At 75.1% G+C, this 22,828-nt stretch carries 18 protein-coding genes; 7 read left to right on the forward strand and 11 right to left on the reverse strand.

Annotated features, from left to right (window positions below):
• The first annotated feature begins 226 nt into the window (after positions 1–226).
• On the forward strand, positions 227–2,473 hold the full coding sequence (locus tag ABFY03_RS04365; RefSeq protein ID WP_346169220.1) for an alpha-N-acetylglucosaminidase: 2,247 nt from the start codon (positions 227–229) through the stop codon (positions 2,471–2,473).
• 8 nt (positions 2,474–2,481) lie between these two features.
• On the opposite strand, the gene ABFY03_RS04370 is transcribed toward ABFY03_RS04365, so the two are convergent.
• The 4 genes from ABFY03_RS04370 to ABFY03_RS04385 form a co-directional block, all read right to left on the reverse strand.
• Positions 2,482–3,645, reverse strand: coding sequence for a thiolase domain-containing protein (locus ABFY03_RS04370; RefSeq protein ID WP_346169221.1), 1,164 nt, complete (start codon positions 3,643–3,645; stop codon positions 2,482–2,484).
• Complete coding sequence (locus tag ABFY03_RS04375; protein ID WP_319008312.1) at positions 3,638–4,699, reverse strand: thiolase domain-containing protein; 1,062 nt, start codon at positions 4,697–4,699, stop codon at positions 3,638–3,640. The genes ABFY03_RS04370 and ABFY03_RS04375 overlap by 8 nt, the downstream gene beginning before the upstream one ends.
• Positions 4,696–5,667 carry a Zn-ribbon domain-containing OB-fold protein gene (locus ABFY03_RS04380; protein ID WP_346169222.1) on the reverse strand — a complete coding sequence of 324 codons (972 nt, stop codon included), beginning with the start codon at positions 5,665–5,667 and terminating at the stop codon, positions 4,696–4,698. The genes ABFY03_RS04375 and ABFY03_RS04380 overlap by 4 nt, the downstream gene beginning before the upstream one ends.
• Positions 5,668–5,802: 135 nt before the next feature.
• Positions 5,803–6,603: a crotonase/enoyl-CoA hydratase family protein gene (locus ABFY03_RS04385; RefSeq protein ID WP_319008310.1), complete on the reverse strand. Its 801-nt coding sequence runs from the start codon at positions 6,601–6,603 to the stop codon at positions 5,803–5,805.
• A gap of 165 nt (positions 6,604–6,768) precedes the next feature.
• Here ABFY03_RS04385 and ABFY03_RS04390 point away from each other — a divergent pair, with 165 nt between their 5' ends.
• Positions 6,769–8,400, forward strand: coding sequence for an acyl-CoA synthetase (locus ABFY03_RS04390; protein ID WP_346169223.1), 1,632 nt, complete (start codon positions 6,769–6,771; stop codon positions 8,398–8,400).
• A gap of 13 nt (positions 8,401–8,413) precedes the next feature.
• Here the strand turns inward: ABFY03_RS04390 and ABFY03_RS04395 are convergent, their stop codons facing one another.
• Positions 8,414–9,934, reverse strand: coding sequence for an alpha/beta fold hydrolase (locus tag ABFY03_RS04395; protein WP_346169224.1), 1,521 nt, complete (start codon positions 9,932–9,934; stop codon positions 8,414–8,416).
• A gap of 121 nt (positions 9,935–10,055) precedes the next feature.
• Here ABFY03_RS04395 and ABFY03_RS04400 point away from each other — a divergent pair, with 121 nt between their 5' ends.
• Positions 10,056–10,871 carry a pentapeptide repeat-containing protein gene (locus tag ABFY03_RS04400; protein WP_319008307.1) on the forward strand — a complete coding sequence of 272 codons (816 nt, stop codon included), beginning with the start codon at positions 10,056–10,058 and terminating at the stop codon, positions 10,869–10,871.
• Here the strand turns inward: ABFY03_RS04400 and ABFY03_RS04405 are convergent.
• Complete coding sequence (locus ABFY03_RS04405; protein ID WP_346169225.1) at positions 10,868–14,158, reverse strand: AfsR/SARP family transcriptional regulator; 3,291 nt, start codon at positions 14,156–14,158, stop codon at positions 10,868–10,870. The genes ABFY03_RS04400 and ABFY03_RS04405 overlap by 4 nt on opposite strands.
• A gap of 134 nt (positions 14,159–14,292) precedes the next feature.
• Between ABFY03_RS04405 and ABFY03_RS04410 the strand changes: the two genes are divergently transcribed.
• Positions 14,293–15,822: an MFS transporter gene (locus ABFY03_RS04410; RefSeq protein ID WP_346169226.1), complete on the forward strand. Its 1,530-nt coding sequence runs from the start codon at positions 14,293–14,295 to the stop codon at positions 15,820–15,822.
• Between the two features lie 156 nt (positions 15,823–15,978).
• Positions 15,979–16,530, forward strand: a complete 552-nt coding sequence (locus ABFY03_RS04415) for a hypothetical protein (RefSeq protein ID WP_346169227.1) — start codon at positions 15,979–15,981, stop codon at positions 16,528–16,530.
• 36 nt (positions 16,531–16,566) lie between these two features.
• Here ABFY03_RS04415 and ABFY03_RS04420 read toward each other — a convergent pair whose 3' ends face one another.
• From ABFY03_RS04420 to ABFY03_RS04435, 4 genes are all read right to left on the reverse strand, one after another.
• Positions 16,567–16,908: a DUF5713 family protein gene (locus ABFY03_RS04420; RefSeq protein WP_319008303.1), complete on the reverse strand. Its 342-nt coding sequence runs from the start codon at positions 16,906–16,908 to the stop codon at positions 16,567–16,569.
• A gap of 71 nt (positions 16,909–16,979) precedes the next feature.
• Positions 16,980–17,756: a GNAT family N-acetyltransferase gene (locus ABFY03_RS04425; RefSeq protein WP_346169228.1), complete on the reverse strand. Its 777-nt coding sequence runs from the start codon at positions 17,754–17,756 to the stop codon at positions 16,980–16,982.
• A 113-nt stretch (positions 17,757–17,869) separates the two neighbouring features.
• Positions 17,870–18,409, reverse strand: coding sequence for a cupin domain-containing protein (locus tag ABFY03_RS04430; protein WP_346172198.1), 540 nt, complete (start codon positions 18,407–18,409; stop codon positions 17,870–17,872).
• 84 nt (positions 18,410–18,493) lie between these two features.
• Positions 18,494–19,714 carry a cytochrome P450 gene (locus ABFY03_RS04435; RefSeq protein ID WP_319008301.1) on the reverse strand — a complete coding sequence of 407 codons (1,221 nt, stop codon included), beginning with the start codon at positions 19,712–19,714 and terminating at the stop codon, positions 18,494–18,496.
• Between the two features lie 365 nt (positions 19,715–20,079).
• Between ABFY03_RS04435 and paaK the strand changes: the two genes are divergently transcribed.
• Positions 20,080–21,369 (forward strand): phenylacetate--CoA ligase PaaK, encoded by a 1,290-nt coding sequence (paaK, locus tag ABFY03_RS04440; RefSeq protein ID WP_319008300.1) that lies wholly within the window; start codon positions 20,080–20,082, stop codon positions 21,367–21,369.
• 123 nt (positions 21,370–21,492) lie between these two features.
• On the opposite strand, the gene ABFY03_RS04445 is transcribed toward paaK, so the two are convergent.
• Positions 21,493–21,846 carry a winged helix-turn-helix transcriptional regulator gene (locus ABFY03_RS04445; RefSeq protein WP_319008299.1) on the reverse strand — a complete coding sequence of 118 codons (354 nt, stop codon included), beginning with the start codon at positions 21,844–21,846 and terminating at the stop codon, positions 21,493–21,495.
• A gap of 87 nt (positions 21,847–21,933) precedes the next feature.
• Here ABFY03_RS04445 and ABFY03_RS04450 point away from each other — a divergent pair, with 87 nt between their 5' ends.
• Positions 21,934–22,827 carry an NAD(P)-dependent oxidoreductase gene (locus ABFY03_RS04450; RefSeq protein ID WP_346169229.1) on the forward strand — a complete coding sequence of 298 codons (894 nt, stop codon included), beginning with the start codon at positions 21,934–21,936 and terminating at the stop codon, positions 22,825–22,827.
• Position 22,828 lies beyond the last annotated feature (1 nt).

Below are 22,828 nucleotides of genomic sequence, written 5' to 3' on the forward strand. Positions count from 1 at the left end.
ACGGGCCCCGTGTAACGGCATTCTGCCAAGCAGTTCGGGTGGTCTTGGGGTGGCGGCGCGCACGTTCCGACGCACAGGTCGGGGCGTGTTCGACGGACAGATGTACGGAGTCGGGGAAGGGGCGCGGGAAGCGTGTCGTCCTTGACCGGGGTCCCGGCGGCGTCTCCCATATGACGGGCGGTCAGTTCATGATCGCCATAGGTCCTGACGAGGGGATGAGCCGACCATGAGACCTCCCATTTCCCGTGCGCGGTCCTGGGCCGCCCGCTCGGCGTGCTCCCTCGCCCTGTGCGCCGCCGTGCTGACGGCGCTGCCCTCTCCGGTGCCGGCCGCGGCGGAGCCCGTGGCGCCGGTGGCGGGCGCGGCCGGGGCCCCGGCGAAGGCGTACGGGGTGGGCGCGGCGCGGGCCGCGCTGGCGCGGCTGCTGCCCCGCCACGCGCGCCAGTTCGACCTGGTGCTCGTGCCGGCCGACGGGGCGGGCGACCGGTTCGCGGTGTCGGGTTCGGCGGGGCGGATCGTCGTCACCGGCACCACGCCGGCGGTCCTGCTGCGCGGCGTGCACTGGTACCTCTCCTACACCGTGGGCGTGGACCTCGGTTCGCCCGGGGACAGCCTCGCGGCGCTGCCGGCCCGGCTGCCCGCCCCGTCGGGCACGATCTCCAAGTCGGCCTCGGTGCCGCACCGGTTCGCGCTCAACGACACGGACGACGGCTATTCGGGGGCGTACCGGGACTGGGCGGCGTACGAACGGCAGATCGACCTCCTCGCCCTGCACGGGGTGAACGAGGTGTTCGTGCAGATGGGCGCCGAGGCCGCGTACCACGCCGCCTTCCAGGAGTTCGGCTACACGGACGCCGAGCTGCGCGACTGGATCCCGGGGCCGGCGCACCAGCCGTGGTGGCTGATGCAGAACATGTCGTCGTTCGGCGGTCCGATGACCGAACGGCTGATCGCCCGCCGGGCGGCGCTGGGCAAGCGGATCGTGGACCGGCTGCGGGAGCTGGGCATGACGCCGGTGCTGCCCGGGTACTTCGGCACGGTGCCGCCGGGCTTCACGGCGCGCAACCCGGAGGGGCGGGTGGTGCCGCAGGGCCGGTGGATCGGCTTCACCCGGCCGGACTGGCTCGACCCGCGCGGAGCGCTCTTCCCGAAGGTCGCCTCGGCCTTCTACCGGCACCAGGCACGGCTCCTCGGTACCACCAGCATGTACAAGATGGACCTGCTGCACGAGGGCGGGAACCCGGGTGACGTTCCGGTCGGCGAGGCCGCGGCGCGGGTGATGGCGTCCCTGGAGGACGCGCGGCCGGGCGCCACCTGGGTGCTGCTCGGCTGGCAGCGCAACCCGAAGGCCGAACTGCTCGCGGGCGTCGACACCTCACGGCTGCTCGTGGTGGACGGGCTCTCCGACCGGTACGACAACCTGGACCGCGAGACCGCCTGGTCGGGGACGCCGTACGCCTTCGGCACCATCCCCAACTTCGGCGGCCACACCACGATCGGCGCCAACACCTCGGTGTGGACCGAGCGGTTCGAGGCGTGGCGGAAGAAGCGGGACAGCGCGCTCCAGGGGATCGCCTTCCTGCCCGAGGCGACCTCCGCCAACCCGGTGACCTTCTCCCTCTTCACCGAACTTGCCTGGCGGGACGCCCCCATCGAGCACGCCGACTGGTTCGGCGCGTACGCGGCCCGCCGCTACGGCGCCCCGGACCCGCACGCGGCCAAGGCGTGGGAGTGGCTGCGCAAGGGCCCGTACGGCACCGCGTCGAACGGCTGGAGCGAGTCCCAGGACAGCCTCTTCACCGCCCGGCCGAGCCTCACCGTGCGGACCGCCGCCTCCTGGGGGCCGAAGTCGATGCGGTACGACGCGGCGACCGTGGAGCGGGCGCTGGCCGAACTGCTCCAGGTGGCGCCGGCCCTGCGGTCCACCGACGCGTACCGCTTCGACCTGGTGGACACCGCGCGGCAGGCCCTCACCAACCGCAGCCGGGTGCTGCTGCCGAAGATCAAGGCCGCCTACGAGGCGAAGGACCTGACCGCCTTCCGGGCCGGAGCGGCGGAGTGGCGGCGGTCCATGGCGCTGCTCGACGAGGTCCTCGCCACCGACCGGCGGTTCCTGCTCGGGCCGTGGCTGGAGGGCGCCCGCTCGTGGGGCGGTTCGGACGCGGAGCGGGCGACGCTGGAGTTCGACGCCCGCTCGCTCGTCACGACCTGGGGGCACCGGGCGGGCAGCGAGGCCGGGCTGCACGACTACGCCAACCGCGAGTGGTCGGGGCTGGTCTCCGGCTTCTACGCGCCCCGCTGGTCGACGTACCTGGACGCGCTGGAGACCTCGCTGGTCACCGGGCGGGCGCCCGCCGCGATCGACTGGTTCGCCTGGGAGAACGCCTGGAACCTGCGCCGGGACTCCTACCCGGTGACCCCGAAGGGCGACCCGGTGGCGCTGGCGACGCGGGTCCGCGACAGCCTGCGCTGAGCGGCGCGTCAGACCGGCGGTTCGGCGCCCACCAGCCACATGGCGAAGAACTGGGCGCCGCCGCCGTAGGCGTGTCCGAGGGCCCGGCGGGCGCCGTCCACCTGGTGCTCGCCGGCCTCCCCGCGCACCTGGAGGGCGGCCTCCGCGAAGCGGATCATGCCGGAGGCGCCGATCGGGTTGGTGGAGAGGACGCCGCCGGAGGGGTTCACCGGCAGGTCCCCGCCGAGTTCGGTGACGCCCGCCTCGGTGAGCTTCCACCCCTCGCCCTCGGCGGCGAAGCCCAGGTTCTCCAGCCACATCGGCTCGTACCAGGAGAACGGCACGTACATCTCCACGGCGTCGATCTGCCGCCGCGGGTCGGTGATCCCGGCCTGCCGGTAGACGTCGGCGGCGCAGTCGCTGCCCGCCCTCGGCGAGACGAAGTCCTTGCCGGCGAAGAGCGTCGGCTCGCTGCGCATGGCGCCGCCGTGCACCCAGGCGGCGGGGCGCGGCGCCCGGGCCGCGCCGGCCCGGTCGGTGAGGATCATCGCGCAGGCGCCGTCGGAGGAGGGGCAGGTCTCCGAGTAGCGGATCGGGTCCCACAGCATCGGGGACGCCTGCACCTTCTCCAGGGTGATGTCGTGCTCGTGGAGATGGGCGTAGGGGTTCCTGAGCGCGTTGCGGCGGTCCTTGTACGCGACGAGGGAGCCGATCGTGTCGGGGGCGCCGGTGCGCCGCATGTAGGCGCGGACGTGCGGGGCGAAGAAGCCGCCGGCGCCGGCGAGCAGCGGCTGCTGGAACGGGACCGGCAGCGACAGGCCCCACATGGCGTTCGACTCGGACTGCTTCTCGAACGCGAGGGTGAGGACGGTGCGGTGGACGCGGGCGGCGACCAGGTTGGCGGCGACGAGCGCGGTCGAGCCGCCGACCGAACCGGCGGTGTGGACCCGGAGCATCGGCTTGCCGACGGCGCCGAGGGCGTCGGCGAGGTACAGCTCCGGCATCATGACGCCCTCGAAGAAGTCGGGCGCCTTCCCGATGACGACGGCCTCGACGTCCGCCCAGGTCAGCTCGGCGTCGGCGAGGGCGCGCACCGCGGCCTCGCGGACGAGTCCCGCGAGGGAGACGTCACGGCGGGCGGCGACGTGCTTGGTCTGGCCGATGCCGACGACCGCCACGGGTTCCTTAGCCACGGGGGTCTCCTTCCAGTACGGCCACCAGGTTCTGCTGGAGGCAGGGTCCCGAGGTGGCGTGGGCGAGCGCGCGGTCGGAGTCGCCCCGGTGGATGCCGGCGGCGGCCTCGCCGAGCCGGATGAGTCCCGCGGCCATCAGGGGGTTGGCGGCGAGCGCGCCGCCGGAGGGGTTGATCCGGACGTCGTCGCCGAGGCCGAGGGCCTTGGTGAGGACGACCTCCTGCGAGGTGAAGGGGGCGTGCAGCTCGGCGGTGTCCACGGGCCGTTCGAAGAATCCGGCGCGCTCGGCGGCGAGCCGGGTGGACGGCGAGTCGGTGAGGTCGCGGACGCCGAGGGAGTGCGCCTCGACGCGGTGGTCCATGCCGCGGACCCAGGCGGGTCGCGCGCAGAGGTCGCGGGCGCGGTCGCCGGCGGCGAGGATCACCGCGGCGGCGCCGTCGCCGATCGGCGGGCAGTCCCCGGTACGCAGCGGGGCGACGACGTGGTCGCCCTGCGGGCGGGCGCCGGTGACCTGGGCGTACGGGTTGGCGGCGGCGTCGGCGCGGCTGCGGGCGGCGATCGCCGCGAGGGCCGCCTCGTCGGTGGCGCCGGCGTCGATGAGGGCCTGGGCCTGGAGCGCGGCGAGGGCGACGGAGTCCGGCCAGAGCGGGGCGAGGTAGTACGGGTCGAGCTGGCGGGTGAGCACGTCGCGGACGGGGCCGGGCGAGGACTTGCCGTAGGAGTAGACGAGGGCGGTGTCGGCCTCGCCGGTGAGCAGCTTCACCCACGCCTCGTACAGCGCCCAGGCGCCGTCCGTCTCGACGTGGGACTCGGAGATGGGCGGCCAGGCGCCGACGCCGTCGAGGGTCATGGTGAAGGAGAAGGCGCGTCCGGCGAGGTAGTCGGAGGAGCCGGAGCAGGTGAAGTCGATGTCGGAGGTCTTCAGTCCGGTCTGCCGCAGGACCTCGTGGAGGACGGGCATCACCATCTCGACCTCGGAGAGGTCGTCGGTGCGGCGCCGGTGGCCGCTCTGGGCGAAGGCGACGATGGCCACGTCGCGGCCGGGGGCGCTCACAGCAGCTCCTTGTACGTGTCGTAGTCGGCGTCCGGTTCGCCGGTGGGGCGGTAGTGGTCGGGGTAGCGGCCGTCCTCGCTCCACACGGGTTCGACGCGCAGGCCCATGCGGACCTGGTCGTAGGGGATGCCGCCGATCCGCCCGTGGAGGGCGAGCCCGGCGCCGTCGAGGGCGATGTGGGCGTAGACGTAGGGGACCTCGATGTCGAGGTTCCTCGCCTTGATGTTGACGATGCAGAAGGTGGTGACGGTGCCGCGGGGGCCGACCTCGACCTGGTCGGCGGTGGCGACGCCGCAGGTGGGGCAGGCGCCGCGGGGCGGCACGTACACCTTGTCGCAGGAGGGGCAGCGCTCGCCGAGGACGCGGCGCTCGGACAGCGCCCGGAGGTAGCGGGTCTGGGCGCGTCCCGGGCTGTAGGTGTAGTCGAGCCGGGCCGGGGCGACGATGCCGGTGACGGGGTCGTCGAACACGCCGCTGTGCGGCGCGGGTTCGCGCGTCCCGGGTGCGCCGCCCGCCTCGTACGGCTCGAAGCAGGCGATGTCGGTGATGGCCCCGGTGCGTTCGGCGGCCCAGCGGATCCGGACGCGCATGCCGGTGCGGACGGCGTCCGGGCCGGGGGCGTCGAGGGCGTGCAGCAGCGCGGTGTCGGCGCCGTCGAGGCGGACCAGGACCCAGGCGAAGGGTGCGTCGAGGGGCTGGCCGGGGCGGGGCGCGGGGTTCCAGGCCCAGGTGGTGACGGTGCCGGTGGGCGCCACCTCGACGAGTTCGCGCAGCTCGGCGGCGGTCTCGGGGTCGTACTCCACGGGTGGGACGAGGACCCGGCCGCCCTCGGCGCGCACACCGAGCACGGTGCGCTCGCGCAGGCCGGTGAGGAAGGCGGACTGCACGGGGCCGAGGGACCGCGTGAAGGGGAACTCGACGACGAGGGGGGCGCGGAGGGTTTCGGGGGGCGGTGTGACGGCGGTCATGGGCGGGCCTTTCCGGGCGGCGGGCGGGTGCGGGGGCCGGGGCGGGTGCGGGGGCCGGGGCGGGTGCGGGGGGGGGCGAGTGCAGGGGGCCGGGGCGGAGCCCCCGGTCACGGGGAGGGGCCTGAGGAGAAGGGCTCACTCCCGGCGGTAGACCGGCGGGCGCTTCTCCGCGAAGGCCCTCGCGCCCTCCTTCGCGTCCGCCGTGTCGAAGACCGGCCACCCCCGCTTCAGCTCGGCGGCGAGCCCCTCCGTCTCGGTCATGTCGGCCGTCTCGTACACGGACGCCTTCACCGCCTCGACCGCCAACGGCCCGCAGGCGTTGATGCGTTCGGCGAGGTCCAGGGCGGTGTCCAGGGCGGTGCCGTCGGGGACGACCCGTCCGATCAGGCCGATGCGGGCGGCTTCCTCGGCGGTGTAGGGCCGCCCGGTGAGGAGCATCTCGAGGGCGTGGGTCCGCGGGATCTGGCGCGGCAGCCGGACGGTGGACCCGCCGATCGGGAAGAGGCCGCGCCGGACCTCGAAGAGACCGAAGAGGGCGGAGGCGCCGGCGACCCGGATGTCGGTGCCCTGGAGGATCTCCGTGCCGCCGGCCACACAGGCGCCCTCGACGGCGGCGATGACGGGCTTGCGCGGGCGGTGGTGGCGGAGCATCGCCTTCCAGTGCAGGTCGGGGTCGGCCCTGAGCCGGTCGCGGTACGCGTCGCCCTCCATGCCCTTGCCGGCGAGTGCCTTGAGGTCCATGCCGGCGCAGAAGGCGCCACCCGCTCCGGTGAGGACGATCGAGCGGACGGAGTCGTCGGCGTCGGCCTCCGTCCAGCCGTCGTACAGGCCGACGAGCATCGGCAGCGACAGGGCGTTCTTCGCCTCGGGGCGGTCGAGGGTGAGGACGAGCGTGGCGCCTTCGCGCCGCACGGTGAGGTGTTCGGTGCCGGCCATGGGCTTCTCCCGTCTCCAGTTCTGGAACAGGTTGCAGGAGTGGCGTGGGCAGTTCAATAGTTTTCTGACACTCAGTCAGATTCTTTGGCGCGCCCCCTTCACACCTGTGCCCGTCGGTGCTCTGATGACCGCCCGAGTCCGAACACGCCGGGGTCAGGAGGAACGGTGGAGTACAACCTTGCCGACCTGTTCGAATCGGTCGTGGACGTGGTGCCGGAGCGGGAGGCGCTGGTCTACGTCGACCACCCGGGGACGGGCGCCGAGCGGCGGCTCACCTACGCCGCACTCGACGAGGCGGCCAACCGGCTCGCCCACCACCTGCTCGACGCGGGCGTCCGCCCCGGCGAGCACCTGGGCCTCCACCTCTACAACGGCGTCGAGTACCTCCAGACCGTCCTTGCCTGCCTGAAGGCCCGGATCGTCCCCGTGAACGTCAACTACCGCTACGTGGAAGAGGAGTTGGTCTACCTCTACCGGGACGCCGACCTCACGGCGCTGGTGTACGACGCCGAGTTCACGGACCGCGTGGCCGCGGCCGTGCCGCGGGCCGGGAAGCTGCGGCACCTCGTGCGGGTGGGGACCCCGCCCGAGGGGGCCGCCGCGCTCGACTGCGTCCCCCTCGAAGAGGCGGAGGCGGCGGCGGATCCCGGGCGCGGCTTCGCGCCCCGCTCCGGCGACGACCTCTTCATCATCTACACCGGCGGCACCACCGGCATGCCCAAGGGCGTCCTGTGGCGCCAGGAGGACCTCTTCTTCGCCGGCCTCTTCGGCGGCGACCCCTCCGGCGAGCCGGTCAAACGCCCCGAGGAGCTGGCCGAGCGGGTCGCCGCCGGCGGTGCCGGCCTCACCTTCTTCCCCGCGCCGCCGCTCATGCACGGCACCTCCACCCTCACCTCCTTCATCGCCTTCAACTACGGCCAGCGGGTGGTGCTGCACCGCAAGTACGTGCCCGAGGAGGTGCTGCGGACCCTGGAGAAGGAGAAGGTGTCCAGCATCTCCCTGGTCGGCGACGCGATGCTGCGCCCTCTGATCGACGCGCTCGCCGGGCCGCTGCGCGGCACCGACCTGTCCGCGCTGTTCAGCCTCTCCTCGTCCGGCGCGATCATGTCGGAGACCGTACGGGCGCAGCTGCGCGAGCTGATGCCGAACGTCGTCCTGCTCAACAACTTCGGCTCGACGGAGTCCGGTTCGAACGGCCGGGCCACCGACGACTCGGGCCCGGAGCGGGGCTTCCGGCTGCACGTCAACGAGCGGACGCAGGTCGTGAACCCGGCGACCCGCGAGCCGGTCGCCGTCGGCGAGATCGGCCGCCTCGCCCAGCGCGGTCACGTGCCGCTCGGCTACTACAACGACCCGGCGAAGACGGCGGAGACCTTCTTCGAGCGGGACGGGGTGCGCTGGGTCCTCCTCGGCGACATGGCGACGGTCGACGCGGACGGTGTGGTGACCGTCCTCGGCCGCGGCTCCCAGTGCATCAACACCGGCGGCGAGAAGGTCTACCCGGAGGAGGTCGAACAGGCCCTCAAGTCGCACCCCGACGTGTACGACGCCCTGGTCGCGGGGGTCCCGGACGCGAAGTGGGGCAACCACGTGGCCGCCGTCGTCCAGCAGCGCGAGGGCTCGGCCCCCCTCGACCTGGCCGCCGTCCAGGCCCACTGCCGCCGCCACCTCGCCGGCTACAAGGTCCCCCGCCAGCTCGTCCTCACCCCGCGGATCCAGCGCTCCCCGAGCGGCAAGGCGGACTACCGCTGGGCGAAGGCGGTGGCGACGGAGGCCGACGCCGGGGGGCGGGCCTAGGCTCGGCTCGGCCCTACAGGCCGAACTCCCGGAGCGCGGCGAGGAAGGCGGCGGGGCGGGTCTCGTGGACGAGGTGGCCCGCCTCGACGGTGACCAGACGGGCGCCGGGGACGGCTTCGGCGAGTCCGGCGAGCTGATCCTGGGGGATGTGGCTGGTGGGACCGCCGGCCAGGATCAGGGTGGGGGCCGTGATCGCGGAGAGTCGGGCGCGCCAGCCCGGATCCGGGGCGTTCAGCTGGGCATCGGTGGTGGTCACGATGTCCCAGTCGAAGGCGAGCGGGCCCTCGGGGCGCTCGGCCACCGGGCGCGGCGGGTCGAGGGGGACGAACACCGGGGGTTCCTCCAGGACGAGACGGCCGACGAGACCGGGTTCGTCCTGGGCGAGGAGGCAGGCGGCGCCGGCTCCCATCGAGTGGGCGACGACGGTGGCGCCGGTGAGGCCGAGGGCCTTGAGGAAGCCGCCGAGTTCGTCGCGGAAGTCCTCGAAGCCGTAGCTCCCGGGCCGGTCGCTGAGCCCGTGGCCGCGCAGGTCCACGGCGTACACCCGGTGGTCGGCCGCCAGGTCGTCGACGATCCCCGCCCAGGTGAGGGAGGACTCGCCGCGTCCGTGGACGAGGACCACGGGCCGGGCGTCCTCGGCTCCCGCGACCCGGTGGGCGAGCCGTACGCCGTCGACGGTGACCGTGCGGACGGCCGGGTCGAGGAAGGCGGCGACCGGGCGGACGAACGCCTCCGCGTCGTCGATCCACGGGTAGTGCCCGGCGCCCGGCTGCACGACCAGTTCCGCGTCCGGGAAGAACGCCGCCGCCTCGGCCGCCCTGGCGGGCGTCGGGCCCGCGTCGAGCTCGCCGGCCAGCACCAGGACCGGCGCCGTGAGCCCGGCGAGGGCGCGGCGGGTCGGCTCCGGGTGGTAGGCGCCGTCGCCGTGGTAGGCGACGGCCGCCTCCCAGTGGGTCTGCCGGGCGCCGTCCGCCGCGTGCGCGCGGGCGGCCGCGTCCCAGCGGCCGTAGGTGAACGGGGCGGCGACCTCGTGCACGCGGGGCAGCGGGGTGCCGGGGCCGAGGGCGTCGAGCGCGGCCCTGGCCTCCGGGTACCAGTCCCGGCCGCCGAAGCCCTGGACCGTCCGGTCCCAGTCCTCGTCCGTGGTGGCGACGCCGAGGGCGCGGGCGACGGACGCGACGAGGACGAGGGAGCGGATCCGCTCGGGGTACGCGGCCGCGTAGAGGACGGCGAGGTTGCCGGCCGCCGAGTGCCCGAGGAGGTCGACGCGCTCCAGGCCGAGGTGGGCGCGGAGGGCCTCGACGTCGGCGACCTGCCGGTCACAGCGGTAGCTGCCGGGATCGGAGGGGACGGCGCTCGCGCCGGTGCCCCGGGCGTCGGGCAGGACCAGCGTGCGGTGCGCGGCGAGCCCGCCGAGGTCCCCGAGGTAGGCGGCGTCCCGCATCGGGCCGCCCGCGAGACAGACCAGCGGCTCCCCCTGCCCGTGGACCCGGTAGGAGAGTTCGGTCCCGTCATACGTCGTGAACGTCGGCATGATCATGATCATCCGGGGTGCCGGGCCGCCCCGCAATCGAATTCGGCCGGGGCCGGGAACCCCGCCGGGGGCGCGATACGGTGGGTGGACCGTCCCCGAGCCGCGAAGGAACCGTTCCACCGTGCCCGACACCCGGGAAACCGCCCTGCGCGGCGACTGCGCGCAGTGCTTCGGTCTGTGCTGCGTCGCCCTGCCGTTCGCCAAGTCCGCCGACTTCGGCGTGAACAAGGCGGCCGGTGACCCCTGCCGCAACCTCCAGGACGACTTCCGGTGCGGGATCCACGCGCGGCTGCGGCCCAGCGGGTTCCAGGGCTGCACCGTGTACGACTGCTTCGGGGCCGGACAGCGGGTGTCGCAGGTGACCTTCGGCGGGGTGTCGTGGCGGGAGGCGCCGGAGACGGCCCGGCAGATGTACGAGGTGTTTCCGGTGGTGCGGCAGCTCCACGAGCTGCTGCGCTACCTCACCGAGGCGCTGGAGCGGCCCGCCGCCCGCCGGATCCACGGCGAGGTGCGCGCGGCCCTGGCGCGGGTCGAGGAGCTGGCCTCGCTGCCCGCCGCCGAGCTCGAAGGGCTGGACGTCGGGCCCGTGCGGGCCGAGGTCAATCCGCTGCTGCTGCGGACCAGCGAGCTCGTCCGGGCCACGGCCGGCGGCACGCCGCGCTCCCGGCGGGGCGCGGACCTCATCGGGAAGCGGCTGCGCGGGGCCAGGCTGCGGGGCACCGATCTGCGCGGCGCCCTGCTGATCGCCGCCGACCTGACCGGCGCGGACCTCACCCTCGCGGACCTGATCGGCGCCGACCTGCGCGACGCGGACCTGTCCGGGGCCACGCTGACGGGCGCGCTGTTCCTCACCCAGCCGCAGCTGAACTCGGCGCGCGGCGACGCGCGGACCGTCCTGCCGGAGGGCTACGACCGCCCGGCGCACTGGGCGGCCTAGCCGGCCTCGCCCGGCGTCGCCGCCCCGCGCGCGTACTCCGCCTCGTAGGCCTCCGCGCCCAGGGCCGCGCGGGTCCGGGCGGTGATCCGGACGACGTCGTCGTGCTCGCCCTCCGGGAGCGGCACGCCGACCCCGGCGCGGGTGGCGGCGGCCGCGCCGAGGAGACGGGCCGCGCGGGCCGGGTCTCCGGCGAGTGAGACGGCGCCCGCCAGGCCCTCCAGGCCGAGCGCGAGCGCGCGGGGGTCGCCGGTCGCGCGGGCGGCGGCGAGACCCGAGCCCTGGAGCTCCAGGGCCCGGTCCGCGTCGCCGCGCAGTTCGGCCGCGAAGCCCAGCTCGGCCAGGATCAGCGCGGGCATGCCGGGTTCGTATCCCATCCGCCGGTGGGTGTCGAGGACGTTGCGCATGTGGGCCTCGGCGGCGTCGAGGTCGCCCTCGCGGCGGGCGCCCATGCCGAGGCCGATCTCCGCGTACTGCTCGCCGAAGCTGTCGGTCTGCTCGACGGCGATCCGGCGGGCCCGCTCGTGGAACTCCCGCGCCCGCCCGTACTCCCGGGTGAGCAGGGCGATCCGGCCCAGGCCGGAGAGCTGGAACGACACCTCCCGGGGCAGATCCAGGCGCTCCGCGATGTCCAGGCAGATCCGGTGCAGTTCGCCGGCGTACGCGTACTCCCCGACGATCTCCGCCCACGTCTGCAGCGGCACCATGGCCTGCAACTGGCCCCATTCGTCGCCGAGTCCGCGGAACAGCTCCAGGCTGCGCTCGCCGTCGCGGAGCAACGCCGGGAAGTCGCCGCGGAGTTTGGCGTGGAAGGAGCGGGTGGCGAGCGCCGCCGCCGTCCCCCATGGGTCGCCCAGCTCCTCGAAGCGGGCGAGGGCGCCGTCGACGAGGGCGGCGCTCGCCGTGGCGTCCCCGATGCCGTAGAGGTGGGAGCCGAGGAACCACGCGGCGCGCGCCTGCTCCAGGGGGTCGCGCACGTGCTCGTGGGCGCGGAGGGCGGAGCGGTGGTCGGCGACCGGGTCGGCGCTGCCGCCGGAGGCCAGCCGGACGCCGCCGAGCCAGGCCGTGGCCCGGGCGACGAGCGCGGCGGGCGCGGGGCCGGGGACGGCGAGGGCGGCGGAGAGGGAGCGCTCCGCCTCGGCGCCTCTGCCGCGCAGCCGCCAGTACCAGCAGAGCGAGGTGGCGAGCCGGAGCGCCGTCTCCGCCTCCCCGGCGGAGACGGCGGAGTCGAGGGCGCCGCGCAGGTTCGCGGTCTCCTCGTCGAGGCGGCGGAGCCAGTACCCCTGCTCGGCGCCCCGCAGCAGCGGCTCGGCCCGCTCCGCGAGCCGCAGGTAGTGGGCGCGGTGGGCGGCGCGTACGGCCTCCGTCTCGCCGGCCTCCCGCAGCCGCTCCTCGCCGTAGGCGGCCACCGATTCGAGGAGGCGGTAGCGGACGGCGCCGTCCGGGCCGGGGGGCGCCGCGACGACGAGGGAGGCGTCGACGAGCCGGGCCAGGAGGTCGAGGACGTCGGCGGGGTCGGGCTCCCGGCCGGGCACGCCGGCCGACACCTCCTCGGCGGCGTCGAGGGTGCAGCCGTCGGCGTGCACGGCGAGGCGCCGCAGGACGGCCCGCTCGCCCGGCCCGAGCAGGTCCCAGCTCCAGTCGAGGACCGAGCGGAGGGTGCGCTGGCGGGCGGGGGCGTCCCGGGCGCCGACCGCGAGCAGCCGGAAGCGGTCGTCGAGGCGCGCCGCGACCTCCCGGACGCCGAGGGCACGCACGCGCGTGGCGGCCATCTCCAGGGCGAGCGGGATGCCGTCGAGCCGACGGCAGATCGCCGCGACGGCGTCGGCCGTGGCCGCGTCCAGGGTGAAGCCGGGCGCGGCGGCGGTGGCCCGGGCGACGAAGAGCTCCACCGCGCCGAACCGGCCCGGGTCGTCGGGGTCCAGGGTCTCCCCCGGCTCGGGGCGGGGCAGCGGCGGGACCTCGTGCAGGTGCTCGCCGGTGAGGCCGAGCGGGACCTGGCTGGTGGCGAGGATCCGCAGCGCGGGCGCGGCGGCGAGGAGGCGGGCGGCCAGCGCGGCGACGGGCTCGACGACGTGCTCGCAGTTGTCGAGGACGAGGAGGACGGGGGCGTCGCCGAGAGCGCGGGCGACGCGGTCGACCAGCGGGAGCGGGTCGGTGCCCGGGGCGGGCGGCACGTCGTCGCGGACTCCGGCGGCGCGGCCGACGGCCTCCCGGACCTCGGCGGAGGCGGTGTCGCGGCGGCGCCCGTCCCCGGCGCGGTCGAGGGCGGCGAGCTCCACGAGCCGCACCCCGCCGGGGAACTCCCCCGCCACGTGGGCGGCGGCCGCGAGGGCGAGCCGGGTCTTGCCGACCCCGCCGGAGCCGGTGAGGGTGACCAGCCGGCCGGTACGGAGCAGGGCCCCGAGCTCCTCGACGGCGGCGGCGCGGCCGATGAGACCGGTGAGCGCGGCGGGAACGGCCGGGCCGGGGACGGGGAGGGCGGCGGGGGCCTCGGGCGCCTGGGGCGGGGCGGTGGCGGGGGCGCGGGTCGGCGCGGGGGTCAGGTCGGCGGAGTGGGTGAGGATCGCCCGGTGCAGGGCGGCGAGTTCGGGGCCGGGGTCCACGCCCAGGTCCTCCGCGAGCCGGGTGCGTACCTCCTCGTACCCGGTCAGCGCCTCGCTCTGGCGGCCGGAGAGGTAGAGGGCGCGCAGGTGGACGGCGCGCAGCCGCTCCCGGAGCGGGTGGAGCGCGACCGGACCGGCGAGTTCGTCGGCGACCTCGACGTGCAGGCCGAGGGCCAGGCGCGCCTCGGCGCGCTCCTCCAGGACGGAGAGCCGCCGCTCCTCCAGGCGGGCGGCGGCGACGCGGGCGAACTCCTCGTCGGCGAAGTCCGCGAGGGCGGGGCCGCGCCACTCGGCGAGCGCGTCGCCGAGGAGTCCGGCGCGGACGGCGGGGTCGGCCGCGGCCCCGGCCCGCTCGGCGAGGTCGAGGAAGCGGTCGGCGTCCACGCCGGCGGGCGGCGCTTCGAGGGCGTAGCCGGGCGGGCGGGAGACGAGCAGGCGCCGGGCGCCGGGCTCGGCCTCCTCCAGGGCCCGGCGCAGGCGCCACACCTTGTTCTGGAGGACGCCGGCGGGCCGGGCCGGCGGGTCGTGCGGCCACACCTCGTCGACCAGGCGGTCGGCGGGCACGACCTCCCCACGGTGCGTCAGGAGGCAGGCGAGCAGGGCGCGGACCTTCGCCTCGGGGACGGTGACCTCGGCCCCGTCGTCCGTCCACACGGCCAGCGGCCCCAGTACTCCGAAACGCATGCCGATCACCCTAGATCACGCCGCCGACAGCGGGCCGGGAGAGAACCGAGAGGGAGTCGAGAGCGCCTCCCGGCAGGGTCGTCCCCGACGTCAACGGGACCACCTCTCCCCCGACACAGCAGGAAGGGACGACCATGTCCGTCATCTCACCGGTGGGCGCGCAGCCGCTCGCGGGGCGCCGGGAGTGGGCGGGGCTCGCCGTGCTGGCGCTGCCCACGCTGCTCATCTCGCTCGACCAGAGCGTGCTGTTCCTGGCCCTTCCGCACCTCGTGGAGTCGCTCCGGCCGACCGGCACCCAGTCCTTGTGGATCATGGACGCGTACGGGTTCCTCATCGCCGGCTTCCTCATCACGATGGGCGCGCTCGGCAACCGGGTCGGGCGGCGCAGGCTGCTCCTCGTGGGGGCGGTGGCGGTCGCCCTGACCTCGCTGCTCGCGGCGTACGCGACCAGCGCCGAGATGCTGATCGCGGCCCGGGCGCTGCTCGGCGTCGCGGCGGCCACGCTGATGCCGTCGACGCTGTCGCTGATCAACGGCATGTTCCAGGACCCGGGGCAGCGCGGCAGGGCGATCGCCGTGTGGGCGGGCTGCTTCATGGCGGGCACGGCGCTGGGGCCGGTCGTCGGCGGTCTGCTGCTCGAACGCTTCTGGTGGGGCTCGGTGTTCCTGCTCGGTGTGCCCGTGATGCTGGTGCTGCTCGTCGCGGGGCCCCGGCTGCTTCCGGAGTACAAGGAGCCGGGCGGCGGACGGCTGGACCTCGTGAGCGTCGTCCTGTCGCTGGCGGCGGTGCTGCCGGTGATCCACGGGCTGAAGGAGCTGGCCCGGCACGGCTGGTCGGTGGTGCCCCTGCTGACGCTGGCGGGCGGCGTGGCCGTCGGCGCGGTCTTCGTGGCACGGCAGCAGCGGATCGATCGTCCGCTGCTCGCCCTGGGGCTGCTGCGGGGCCGCGGTTTCACGGCGGCGCTGGCCGTCCTGCTGGTCTCGATGACCGCCACCGCGGGCAGCTATCTCTTCGTCACCGGTTACCTCCAGCTGGTCGCCGGCCTGTCGCCGATGGAGGCCGGACTGTGGATGGTGCCGTCGGCGGTCGCGTCGATCGTGGCGGCGCAGCTGGCGCCCACGCTGGCCCGGCGCTTCCCGGTGCACCTGGTGGTCGCGGGCGGTCTGCTGGTGGCGGCGCTGGGCTACGGGCTGCTGGTCCTGGTGGGGCCGGCGGGCGGGATGCCGCTGCTGGTCGCCGGTTTCGTGGCGGCGTTCCTCGGCGGCGGGCCGATCGGCGCGCTGGGCACCGCCCTGGTGGTGGGCTCGGCGCCGCCGGAGCGGGCCGGTTCGGCGGCGGCGCTCTCCTCGGTCTGCGGCGACCTCGGCGCGGCCCTGGGCGTGGCGCTCCTGGGCAGCCTCGGCACGGCCGTCTACCAGGGCACGGTGGCGGTCCCCGAGGGCGTGTCGCCGCAGCTGGCGGAGGCGGTCCGGAACGGCGCGGACACGGCGCTCGTGGCCGCGCAGGGCCTCCCCCCGGGCGCGGCGGAGACGGCCGGACGGGTGCTGGACGCGGCCCGCGAGGCGTACACGAACGGTCTGAACGCGGCCGGCGCGGTCTGCGCGGTGATCGCCGTGGCGTCGGCGGCGATCGCGGCGACGACCCTGCGCAAGGCGTCCGCCTGAGGGGCCGGCGGGCCCGTCGCCGCCGCGGTCGTCCCCCGCACGCAACCTTCGGGGGACGGCCGCGGTCTGATCAACTGTCGGGCCCCTCCGGGACCCGTCCGGCGGCGGCCGACCGGCGACGGCGTCGCGCTCCCACCTGCCCCACGAAGGACCACCATGACCGACCTCACCACCCCCCGGCCCGGACCCGAGGCCCTGTCCGAGCTGCTGGACGCCGACCGCACGCGGGCGCTGCAGGCGATCACGCCGCCGTGGTCGGCGTTCCTGCTGTCCGTGGTCTGCGCCGCCGCGGTGTGGGCCCCGGACGCCGGTGTGGCGCGGACGGTGGCGGTGCTGTCCGTGGTGGCACCGGGCGGGTGGATCCTGCTGCGGAACGGGGCGCTCACCCGGGAGGCGACCGTGTACGCGCCGGACGACCCGGCGGAGGACGGCCCCGCGGATCCGGCGACGGCCGCGCGGGTGGCCGCGCGGATGCTGCTGCTCACGAACGCGGCCACGTCGGCCGGGCTCGCCGCGGCGGTGCTGTTCGTGCCGCTCGGCTGGCTGCGCGTCCTCCTCCCGCTCGTCTGCCTGTGGGGTGTCGTCGACCTGGTCCGTCAGGTCCGGGCCCGCCGGCGGGCGCTCGCGGTGATCGCGCGGAGCCAGGGCGAGCCCTGGTACCCGGCGTACCGCGCGCGGATCGAGGCGCGCCGGGCCGTCCTGGGCTGACGACCGGGGCGCGCCGACGCGGGGCGCGGGGCGCCGTCACCACTCCCTGGTGGCGATCAGCTCCTCCGGGTCCGCGTCGCCGAAGCCGTACGCCGTCGCGACGAACCAGAAGTCCTCGCCTATCTCCTCGCGGGCCACGGTCTCGATCTCGCTCCCCGCCGCCTCGAACTCCGCCTCCAGGCGGTTGAACTCCTCCGTCGCCGCGTGCGTCAGGCGGTACAGCGCCGGCAGGTCGGCGGGGCGCTCGGCCTCGATCCGCTCGCAGAGCCGGAGCAGGATCTCGCGGCCCTTGTCCACGACGTGGTCGGGGAAGTACCCGTCCTCGTACAGGCCGCGCAGGAACGCGTGCTCCCCCACCTTCTCGTTCGCGATCGTCATGCGGTCCCCTCCCGTGCGTGCTCTCTCCTCCCGATGATGCCCCGAGGCACCGACAACGCCGCCGGCGTCGCTCAGGCGTGCACGTACGGCGTGGTCGTGGTGAGCGGCACGAAGCCGAGGCGCTGGAGGATGGGGCGGCTGGTGGGGGCCGCGTCGACCTGGACGTACCGGTGGCCGTGGGCGGCCGCGACACGGGCGCGGTGCGCGACGAGCGCGCGGTAGAGGCCGCGGCCGCGCCACTCGTGGACGGTGCCGCCGCCCCAGAGTCCGGCGAAGTCGGTGTCCGGGTAGAGCTCCAGGCGGGCCGCGCTGACGGGGACCCCGTCCGCGAGGGCGAGGACGGCGGGGACGGTGCCGGGGTCGGCGGCCAGCCGGTCGAGGAGGCGGCGGCCGAGGGCGGAGCTGTCGGTGCCGAAGGCCCGTTCGTGGACCTCGACGACCTGCCGCACGCCCTCCGCGTCGGTGACCTCGCGGAGTTCGACGCCGTCCGGCAGCGGCACCGGACCGCCCTGGGCGCCGGCCTCCGCGACCAGCAGGGTCTCCGGTTCCTCGGCGGTGAAGCCGGCGGCGACGAGCCGGGCGCCGAGGTCGGCGGGGCCGTCGTGGCCGTACAGCTTCCATTCGAAGGGGACGCCCTCGGCGCGGTAGTGGGCGAGCTGCGCGGCGATGGCCGCGTCGGCGGTGTGCTCGTCGAGGCCGGACCAGAGGACGCCGTTCCAGGCGTGGGCGGGGCCGGTCTGGCGGACGACGGCGCCGGCGCGTTCGACGCGGCAGCCGGGTCCGTCGGGGCGCGCCGCCCGCCGCAGCTGCCGGTCGTACATATCCAGGAGGGGGGATGCGTTGTTCATCCCGGCCATTGAAGATCGGCCTCCCGGCGCGGGCAACGCCTTTTCCGACAGGCCGGGCGGGGCCGTGCCCGGCCCCGCCCCCGGCGCCCGTACGCCCGTGCGCGCGCCGCCCGTCAGGCGCCGGCGTCGTGCCGGAGCGGGGTGATCTGGTCGATGTCGTACCGGACGCGGAGCCGTTCGATGGCGGCGTGGTCGACCTCGCCGCCGTCCCCGGCCTCCGCGAGAATCTCCATCAGCTCCTCGAAGTACCGCTCGTGGTCGGGCGGCGGCGACGCCTGGAAGAGCATCCGGGCCGGGGCGCCGGTGGGGTTGGCGAAGGCGTGCGGGCAGCCGGGCGGCACCAGGATGAGGGTGCCGGGGGTGGCCCGCACCGCGCGCTGTCCGGAGGCGGACTCCCACTCCCGCCAGCTGTCGCGGGTGCGGACGAGCGGTTCGAAGGCGAGGACGTCGAGCTCGCCTTCGAGGAGGTAGAACAGCTCCTCGCTGTGCCCGTGGGCGTGGGCGCCGACGTCGAAGCCGGGTGGGACGACGACCTCGAAGGTGGAGGCCGTACGGGAGTGTTCGCCGGTCACCTTGAAGGTGACGTGCTGCGCGGCGGTCGTCAGGGTGCGGCCGTGGCCGGGCGGGACGACGAGCCCGCCGGCGGCGCCGATGGCGGCGGCGGTCACGGGGTTCCTCCTCGCGTCACGGGGTTCCTCCTCCTGGTCACGGTGCCTTCTCTCCTCACGCGGTGGCCGTCACCAGGTCACGGGAAGGGTCTCGGGACCCCGGATGAGGGCGCCGCGCTGCCAGCGGAGGGCCTCCTCGGGGACGGCGAGCCGCAGCGTCGGGAAGCGGGTCCACAGGGAGGCGAGGAGGATCTCGGACTCGATGCGGGCGAGGGCGGAACCCGGGCAGTAGTGCGGCCCGTGGCCGAAGGCGACGTGCGGGTTGTGGCCGCGGTCGAAGTCGAGCCGTTCGGGCTCGGCGAAGACCTCCGGGTCGCGGTTGGCGGTGAGGTACGAGACGTAGACGGGGTCCCCGGCCGGGATGCGGACCCCGCCGACCTCGACGTCCTCGGTGGCGATCCGGGAGAGGCCGACGGCGTTGCGGTGCGGGATGTACCGCAGCAGTTCGTCGACGGCCTGCGGGATCAGCTCGGGTTCGGCACGCAGCCGGGCGAGGTGCTCGGGGTGGGTGAGCAGCGCGTAGACCATGTTGGCGCTGTTGTTGCGGACGGCGTGGGCGCCGCCGATCTGGATGAGGACGGCGAGTCCGACGGCCTCGTGCTCGGTGAGGGTCCCGTCGTCGACGGCGTCGGCGAGCACGGCGGCGAGCTGGTCGCTGTCGGTCCCGTGGCGGCGGCCGATGAGCTCGGTGAAGTAGGCGCCCATCTCGGCCTTGGCCCGCTCGCTGGCCTCGCGGCCCGCGCCGGCGGAGATGATGGTGTCGGACCACTGGGCCATGAGCGGCCGGTCGGCCTCGGGGACGCCCATCAGCTCGCTGACCATGGCGAGCGGGAAGGGCCGGTTGACCGACTCCATGAGGTCGGCGGGCGCGCCCCGCTCCGCCATCCGGTCGAGGAGTCCGTCCATGACCTCCTGCGCGTGGTCGCGCAGCGAGCGCAGGGCGCGGGCGCTGAAGGCGCGGGCGACGACGCGGCGCATCCGGGTGTGGTCCGGCGGGTCGGCGAAGCCGACGGCGCCCTCCATCGGGATGAAGTGGGGGGCGAGCCGGGTGATGGACCGGCCCCAGACCGCCTGGCGGCTGAACCGGGGGTCCACGGAGACGAACTTGACGTCCTCGTAGCGGGTGACGAGCCAGGCGTGGCCCTCGCCGTGCGGGAGCCGGACGCGGGTGACCGGGTCCTCGTGGAGGAGCTTGGCGAGCATCGGGTCGAAGTCGAGGCCGGTGAGGTCGGGCACGGCCCAGAAGTGGACCTCGGGGGTGTCGGCGGTCCCGGGGGCGGTGGTGGTCACAGCGTCACCCCCGCGGGGGCGGTGGGGTGCGGCACAGGCATGACGTTCGCTTTCGTCCGGGCGCGCGGGTCGGGCCCGCCGGACCCGGTGTCGGGCGGCGGGGTGTGCGGGGCCGCGGGGGCCCCGGACGGTCCACGGTTCCCCTGGGTCCGCCGCCGGCATGCGCGCGCCCCCGTGAATGCACCCGATGGTGTGACGGTGGCGCACCCGCCCGCCGGGTCCGTCCCGCCCGGAAAAGGTGGCGCCGGGCCCTTGCCAAGACCCCGTCGGGGAAGGTTTTACTGGCCCCCACACGTATCTACCGAATGATCGGTCGTCCGTTTTCCGGAGCCGGCGGCCGGGCGAGTGGCGAGGAGTGGCGGCGCATGAAGGAACTGCTGGACGGCGGCGAACGGCTCGGGCGCGAGGAGCTGGCGGCGCTCCAGCTGGAGCGGCTGCGGAGCACCCTGCGGCACGCGTACGCGCACGTGGACTTCCACCGGCGTGCCTTCGACGCGGCCGGGGTGCACCCGGACGACTGCCGCTCCCTCGCCGACCTGGCCCGCTTCCCCTTCACCACCAAGGCGGACCTGCGCGACCACTATCCGTTCGGCATGTTCGCCGTCGACCGGTCGCGGGTCCGCCGCGTCCACGCCTCCAGCGGCACCACCGGTCTGCCGACGGTCGTCGGGTACACGGAGGGTGACCTGGAGGTGTGGGCCGACGTGGTGGCGCGCTCGCTGCGCGCGGCCGGCGCCCGGCCGGGCGACCGGGTGCACGTGGCCTACGGCTACGGCCTGTTCACCGGCGGACTCGGGGCGCACTACGGCGCCGAGCGGCTCGGCTGCACGGTGATCCCGGCCTCGGGCGGCATGACCGCCCGTCAGGTGCGGTTGATCCAGGACTTCGAGCCCGAGATCATCATGGTGACGCCCAGTTACATGCTGACGCTGCTCGACGAGTTCGAGCGGCAGGGTGTGGACCCGCGCTCGACCTCCCTCCGGGTGGGCGTCTTCGGGGCGGAGCCGTGGTCGGAGGCGATGCGCGCGGAGATCGAGGAGCGGTTCGCGATCGACGCGGTCGACATCTACGGCCTGTCGGAGGTGATGGGGCCGGGGGTGGCGCAGGAGTGCGTGGAGACCAAGGACGGGCTCCACATCTGGGAGGACCACTTCTATCCGGAGGTCGTCGACCCGATCACCGGCGAGGTGCTGCCGGACGGCGAGGAGGGCGAGCTGGTCTTCACCTCGCTCACCAAGGAGGCCATGCCGGTGGTCCGCTACCGCACCCGGGACCTGACCCGGCTGCTGCCCGGCACCGCGCGGCCCGCGTTCCGGCGGATGGAGAAGGTGACGGGCCGCAGCGACGACATGATCATTTTGCGCGGGGTGAACCTCTTCCCCACCCAGATCGAGGAGATCGTGCTGCGGACGCCGGCGGTGGCGCCGCACTTCCAGCTGCGGCTGACCCGGGAGGGCCGCCTCGACGCGCTGACGGTGCGGGCGGAGGCCCGCGCCGGTGCGACGCCCGAGGACCGCGCGGAGGCGGCCCGGGCGATCGAGCGGGCGGTCAAGGACGGCATCGGCGTCTCGGTCGCGGTCGAGGTGGTGGACCCGGAGACGCTGGAGCGGTCGGTGGGCAAGATCAAGCGGATCGTGGACCTGCGGGAGAAGTAGCGGAGCCTCCCGGGCGGGGCGGCGGAGTACCCACTTTTTTGTGGGTACTTGTCGCCGTCCGCGGCCCGGGAGAGGGTGAGGACGTCGGCGGGGACGGCGCCTCATGGATCCGGAAGGAGTGAGTCAGGAGGCGACGGCCCGGGCTGCGGCCAGCCGGTCGAGGTGATCGTGGCCCCAGTCGGAGAGCGGGGCCAGCACCAGGGAGAGCGAGAGACCGGTCTCGGTCAGCGAGTAGACGGTCTTGGGCGGCACGACGTCGTGCGTCTCGCGGTGCACGAGTCCGTCCGCCTCCATCTCGCGCAGGGTCTGGGTCAGCACCTTCTCGCTGATCCCCGGCACCTTCCGGCGCAGTTCGCCGGGGCGGTGCGGGCCCGATTCGAGCAGCCACAGCAGCATCGTCTTCCACTTGCCGTCGATCACCGAGATCGCGGCGGCCACGCCGCAGATCTCGCCCTGGTCGAGGCGGATGCGCGCCATCGTCGTCCCTTCCCCGTCCGTGTGCGGCCGGTCCGCCGCATCGTCGTACCCACCCTATTCCGCATTCTCTGCAACAGGAGTTCACGCATGTCCGTCAACCCGCAGTCCACTCCGTCCGCCGTCACCGTCCTCGGGCTCGGCCCGATGGGCCGCGCGCTGGCCGGCGCGTTCCTCGCCGCCGGGGTCCGCACCACGGTGTGGAACCGCACGCCGGGGCGGGAGGGCGACCTCACCGAGCGGGGCGCCGTCACGGCGGCGAGCGCCGCCGAGGCGATCGCGGCGAGCCCGCTGACCGTGATCTGCATGGTCAACTACGACGCCACGGACGCGGTGCTGCGGCAGGACGCGGTCGAGACCGCGCTCAAGGGCCGCACGCTCGTCAACCTCTCCGCCGACACCCCGGGGCGGGCCCGGGACACGGGCGCCTGGGCCGGGGAGCACGGCATCCACTACCTCGACGGCGCCATCATGACGCCGGCCGGCACGATCGGCACGCCGCAGGCGGTGTTCCTGTTCAGCGGCCCGTCCGAGACGTACGGGGAGCACCGTGCGGTGCTCGACGGGCTGGGCGGCACCCACACCCACCTCGGCGAGGAGGTCTCCCGCGCGGCGGCCTTCGACATCGCGCTGCTCGACATCTTCTGGACGTCGATGGCCGGGTTCGTGCACGCGCTGGCGCTGGCGGACGCCGAGGGCATCACCCCGCGGGAACTGGCGCCGTTCGCGAAGGGCATCGCCCAGATCCTGCCGCCGCTCTTCGACGAGTTCGCCGGGGACGTCGAGGACGGCACCTACTCCGGGGCGATCAACCCGCTGACGTCCGGGGTGTCGACGATGGCGCACGTGGTGCACGCCGCGGAGGACCACGCCATCGACTCGGGCGTGATGCGCGCCGTGGAGGGCCTGGCCCGCCGCACCGTGGCGCTCGGCCACGGCGCGGACGGGTTCTCCCGGATCGCCGAGGTGCTGCGCCGGCGCTGAG

The sequence above is a fragment of the Streptomyces roseofulvus genome, from assembly GCF_039534915.1.
Taxonomy (GTDB): Bacteria; Actinomycetota; Actinomycetes; order Streptomycetales; family Streptomycetaceae; genus Streptomyces; species Streptomyces roseofulvus.

What these genes read in the sequence shown, in the direction of transcription:
- ABFY03_RS04410 (WP_346169226.1), top strand. Translation starts at nt 14,293, where the DNA reads ATGTCCGTCATCTCACCGGTGGGCGCGCAGCCGCTCGCGGGGCGCCGG.
- ABFY03_RS04365 (WP_346169220.1), top strand. Translation starts at nt 227, where the DNA reads ATGAGACCTCCCATTTCCCGTGCGCGGTCCTGGGCCGCCCGCTCGGCG.
- ABFY03_RS04445 (WP_319008299.1), bottom strand. Translation starts at nt 21,846, where the DNA reads ATGGCGCGCATCCGCCTCGACCAGGGCGAGATCTGCGGCGTGGCCGCC.
- ABFY03_RS04450 (WP_346169229.1), top strand. Translation starts at nt 21,934, where the DNA reads ATGTCCGTCAACCCGCAGTCCACTCCGTCCGCCGTCACCGTCCTCGGG.
- ABFY03_RS04385 (WP_319008310.1), bottom strand. Translation starts at nt 6,603, where the DNA reads ATGGCCGGCACCGAACACCTCACCGTGCGGCGCGAAGGCGCCACGCTC.
- ABFY03_RS04415 (WP_346169227.1), top strand. Translation starts at nt 15,979, where the DNA reads ATGACCGACCTCACCACCCCCCGGCCCGGACCCGAGGCCCTGTCCGAG.
- ABFY03_RS04380 (WP_346169222.1), bottom strand. Translation starts at nt 5,667, where the DNA reads ATGACCGCCGTCACACCGCCCCCCGAAACCCTCCGCGCCCCCCTCGTC.
- ABFY03_RS04405 (WP_346169225.1), bottom strand. Translation starts at nt 14,158, where the DNA reads ATGCGTTTCGGAGTACTGGGGCCGCTGGCCGTGTGGACGGACGACGGG.
- paaK (WP_319008300.1), top strand. Translation starts at nt 20,080, where the DNA reads ATGAAGGAACTGCTGGACGGCGGCGAACGGCTCGGGCGCGAGGAGCTG.
- ABFY03_RS04425 (WP_346169228.1), bottom strand. Translation starts at nt 17,756, where the DNA reads ATGAACAACGCATCCCCCCTCCTGGATATGTACGACCGGCAGCTGCGG.
- ABFY03_RS04420 (WP_319008303.1), bottom strand. Translation starts at nt 16,908, where the DNA reads ATGACGATCGCGAACGAGAAGGTGGGGGAGCACGCGTTCCTGCGCGGC.
- ABFY03_RS04395 (WP_346169224.1), bottom strand. Translation starts at nt 9,934, where the DNA reads ATGCCGACGTTCACGACGTATGACGGGACCGAACTCTCCTACCGGGTC.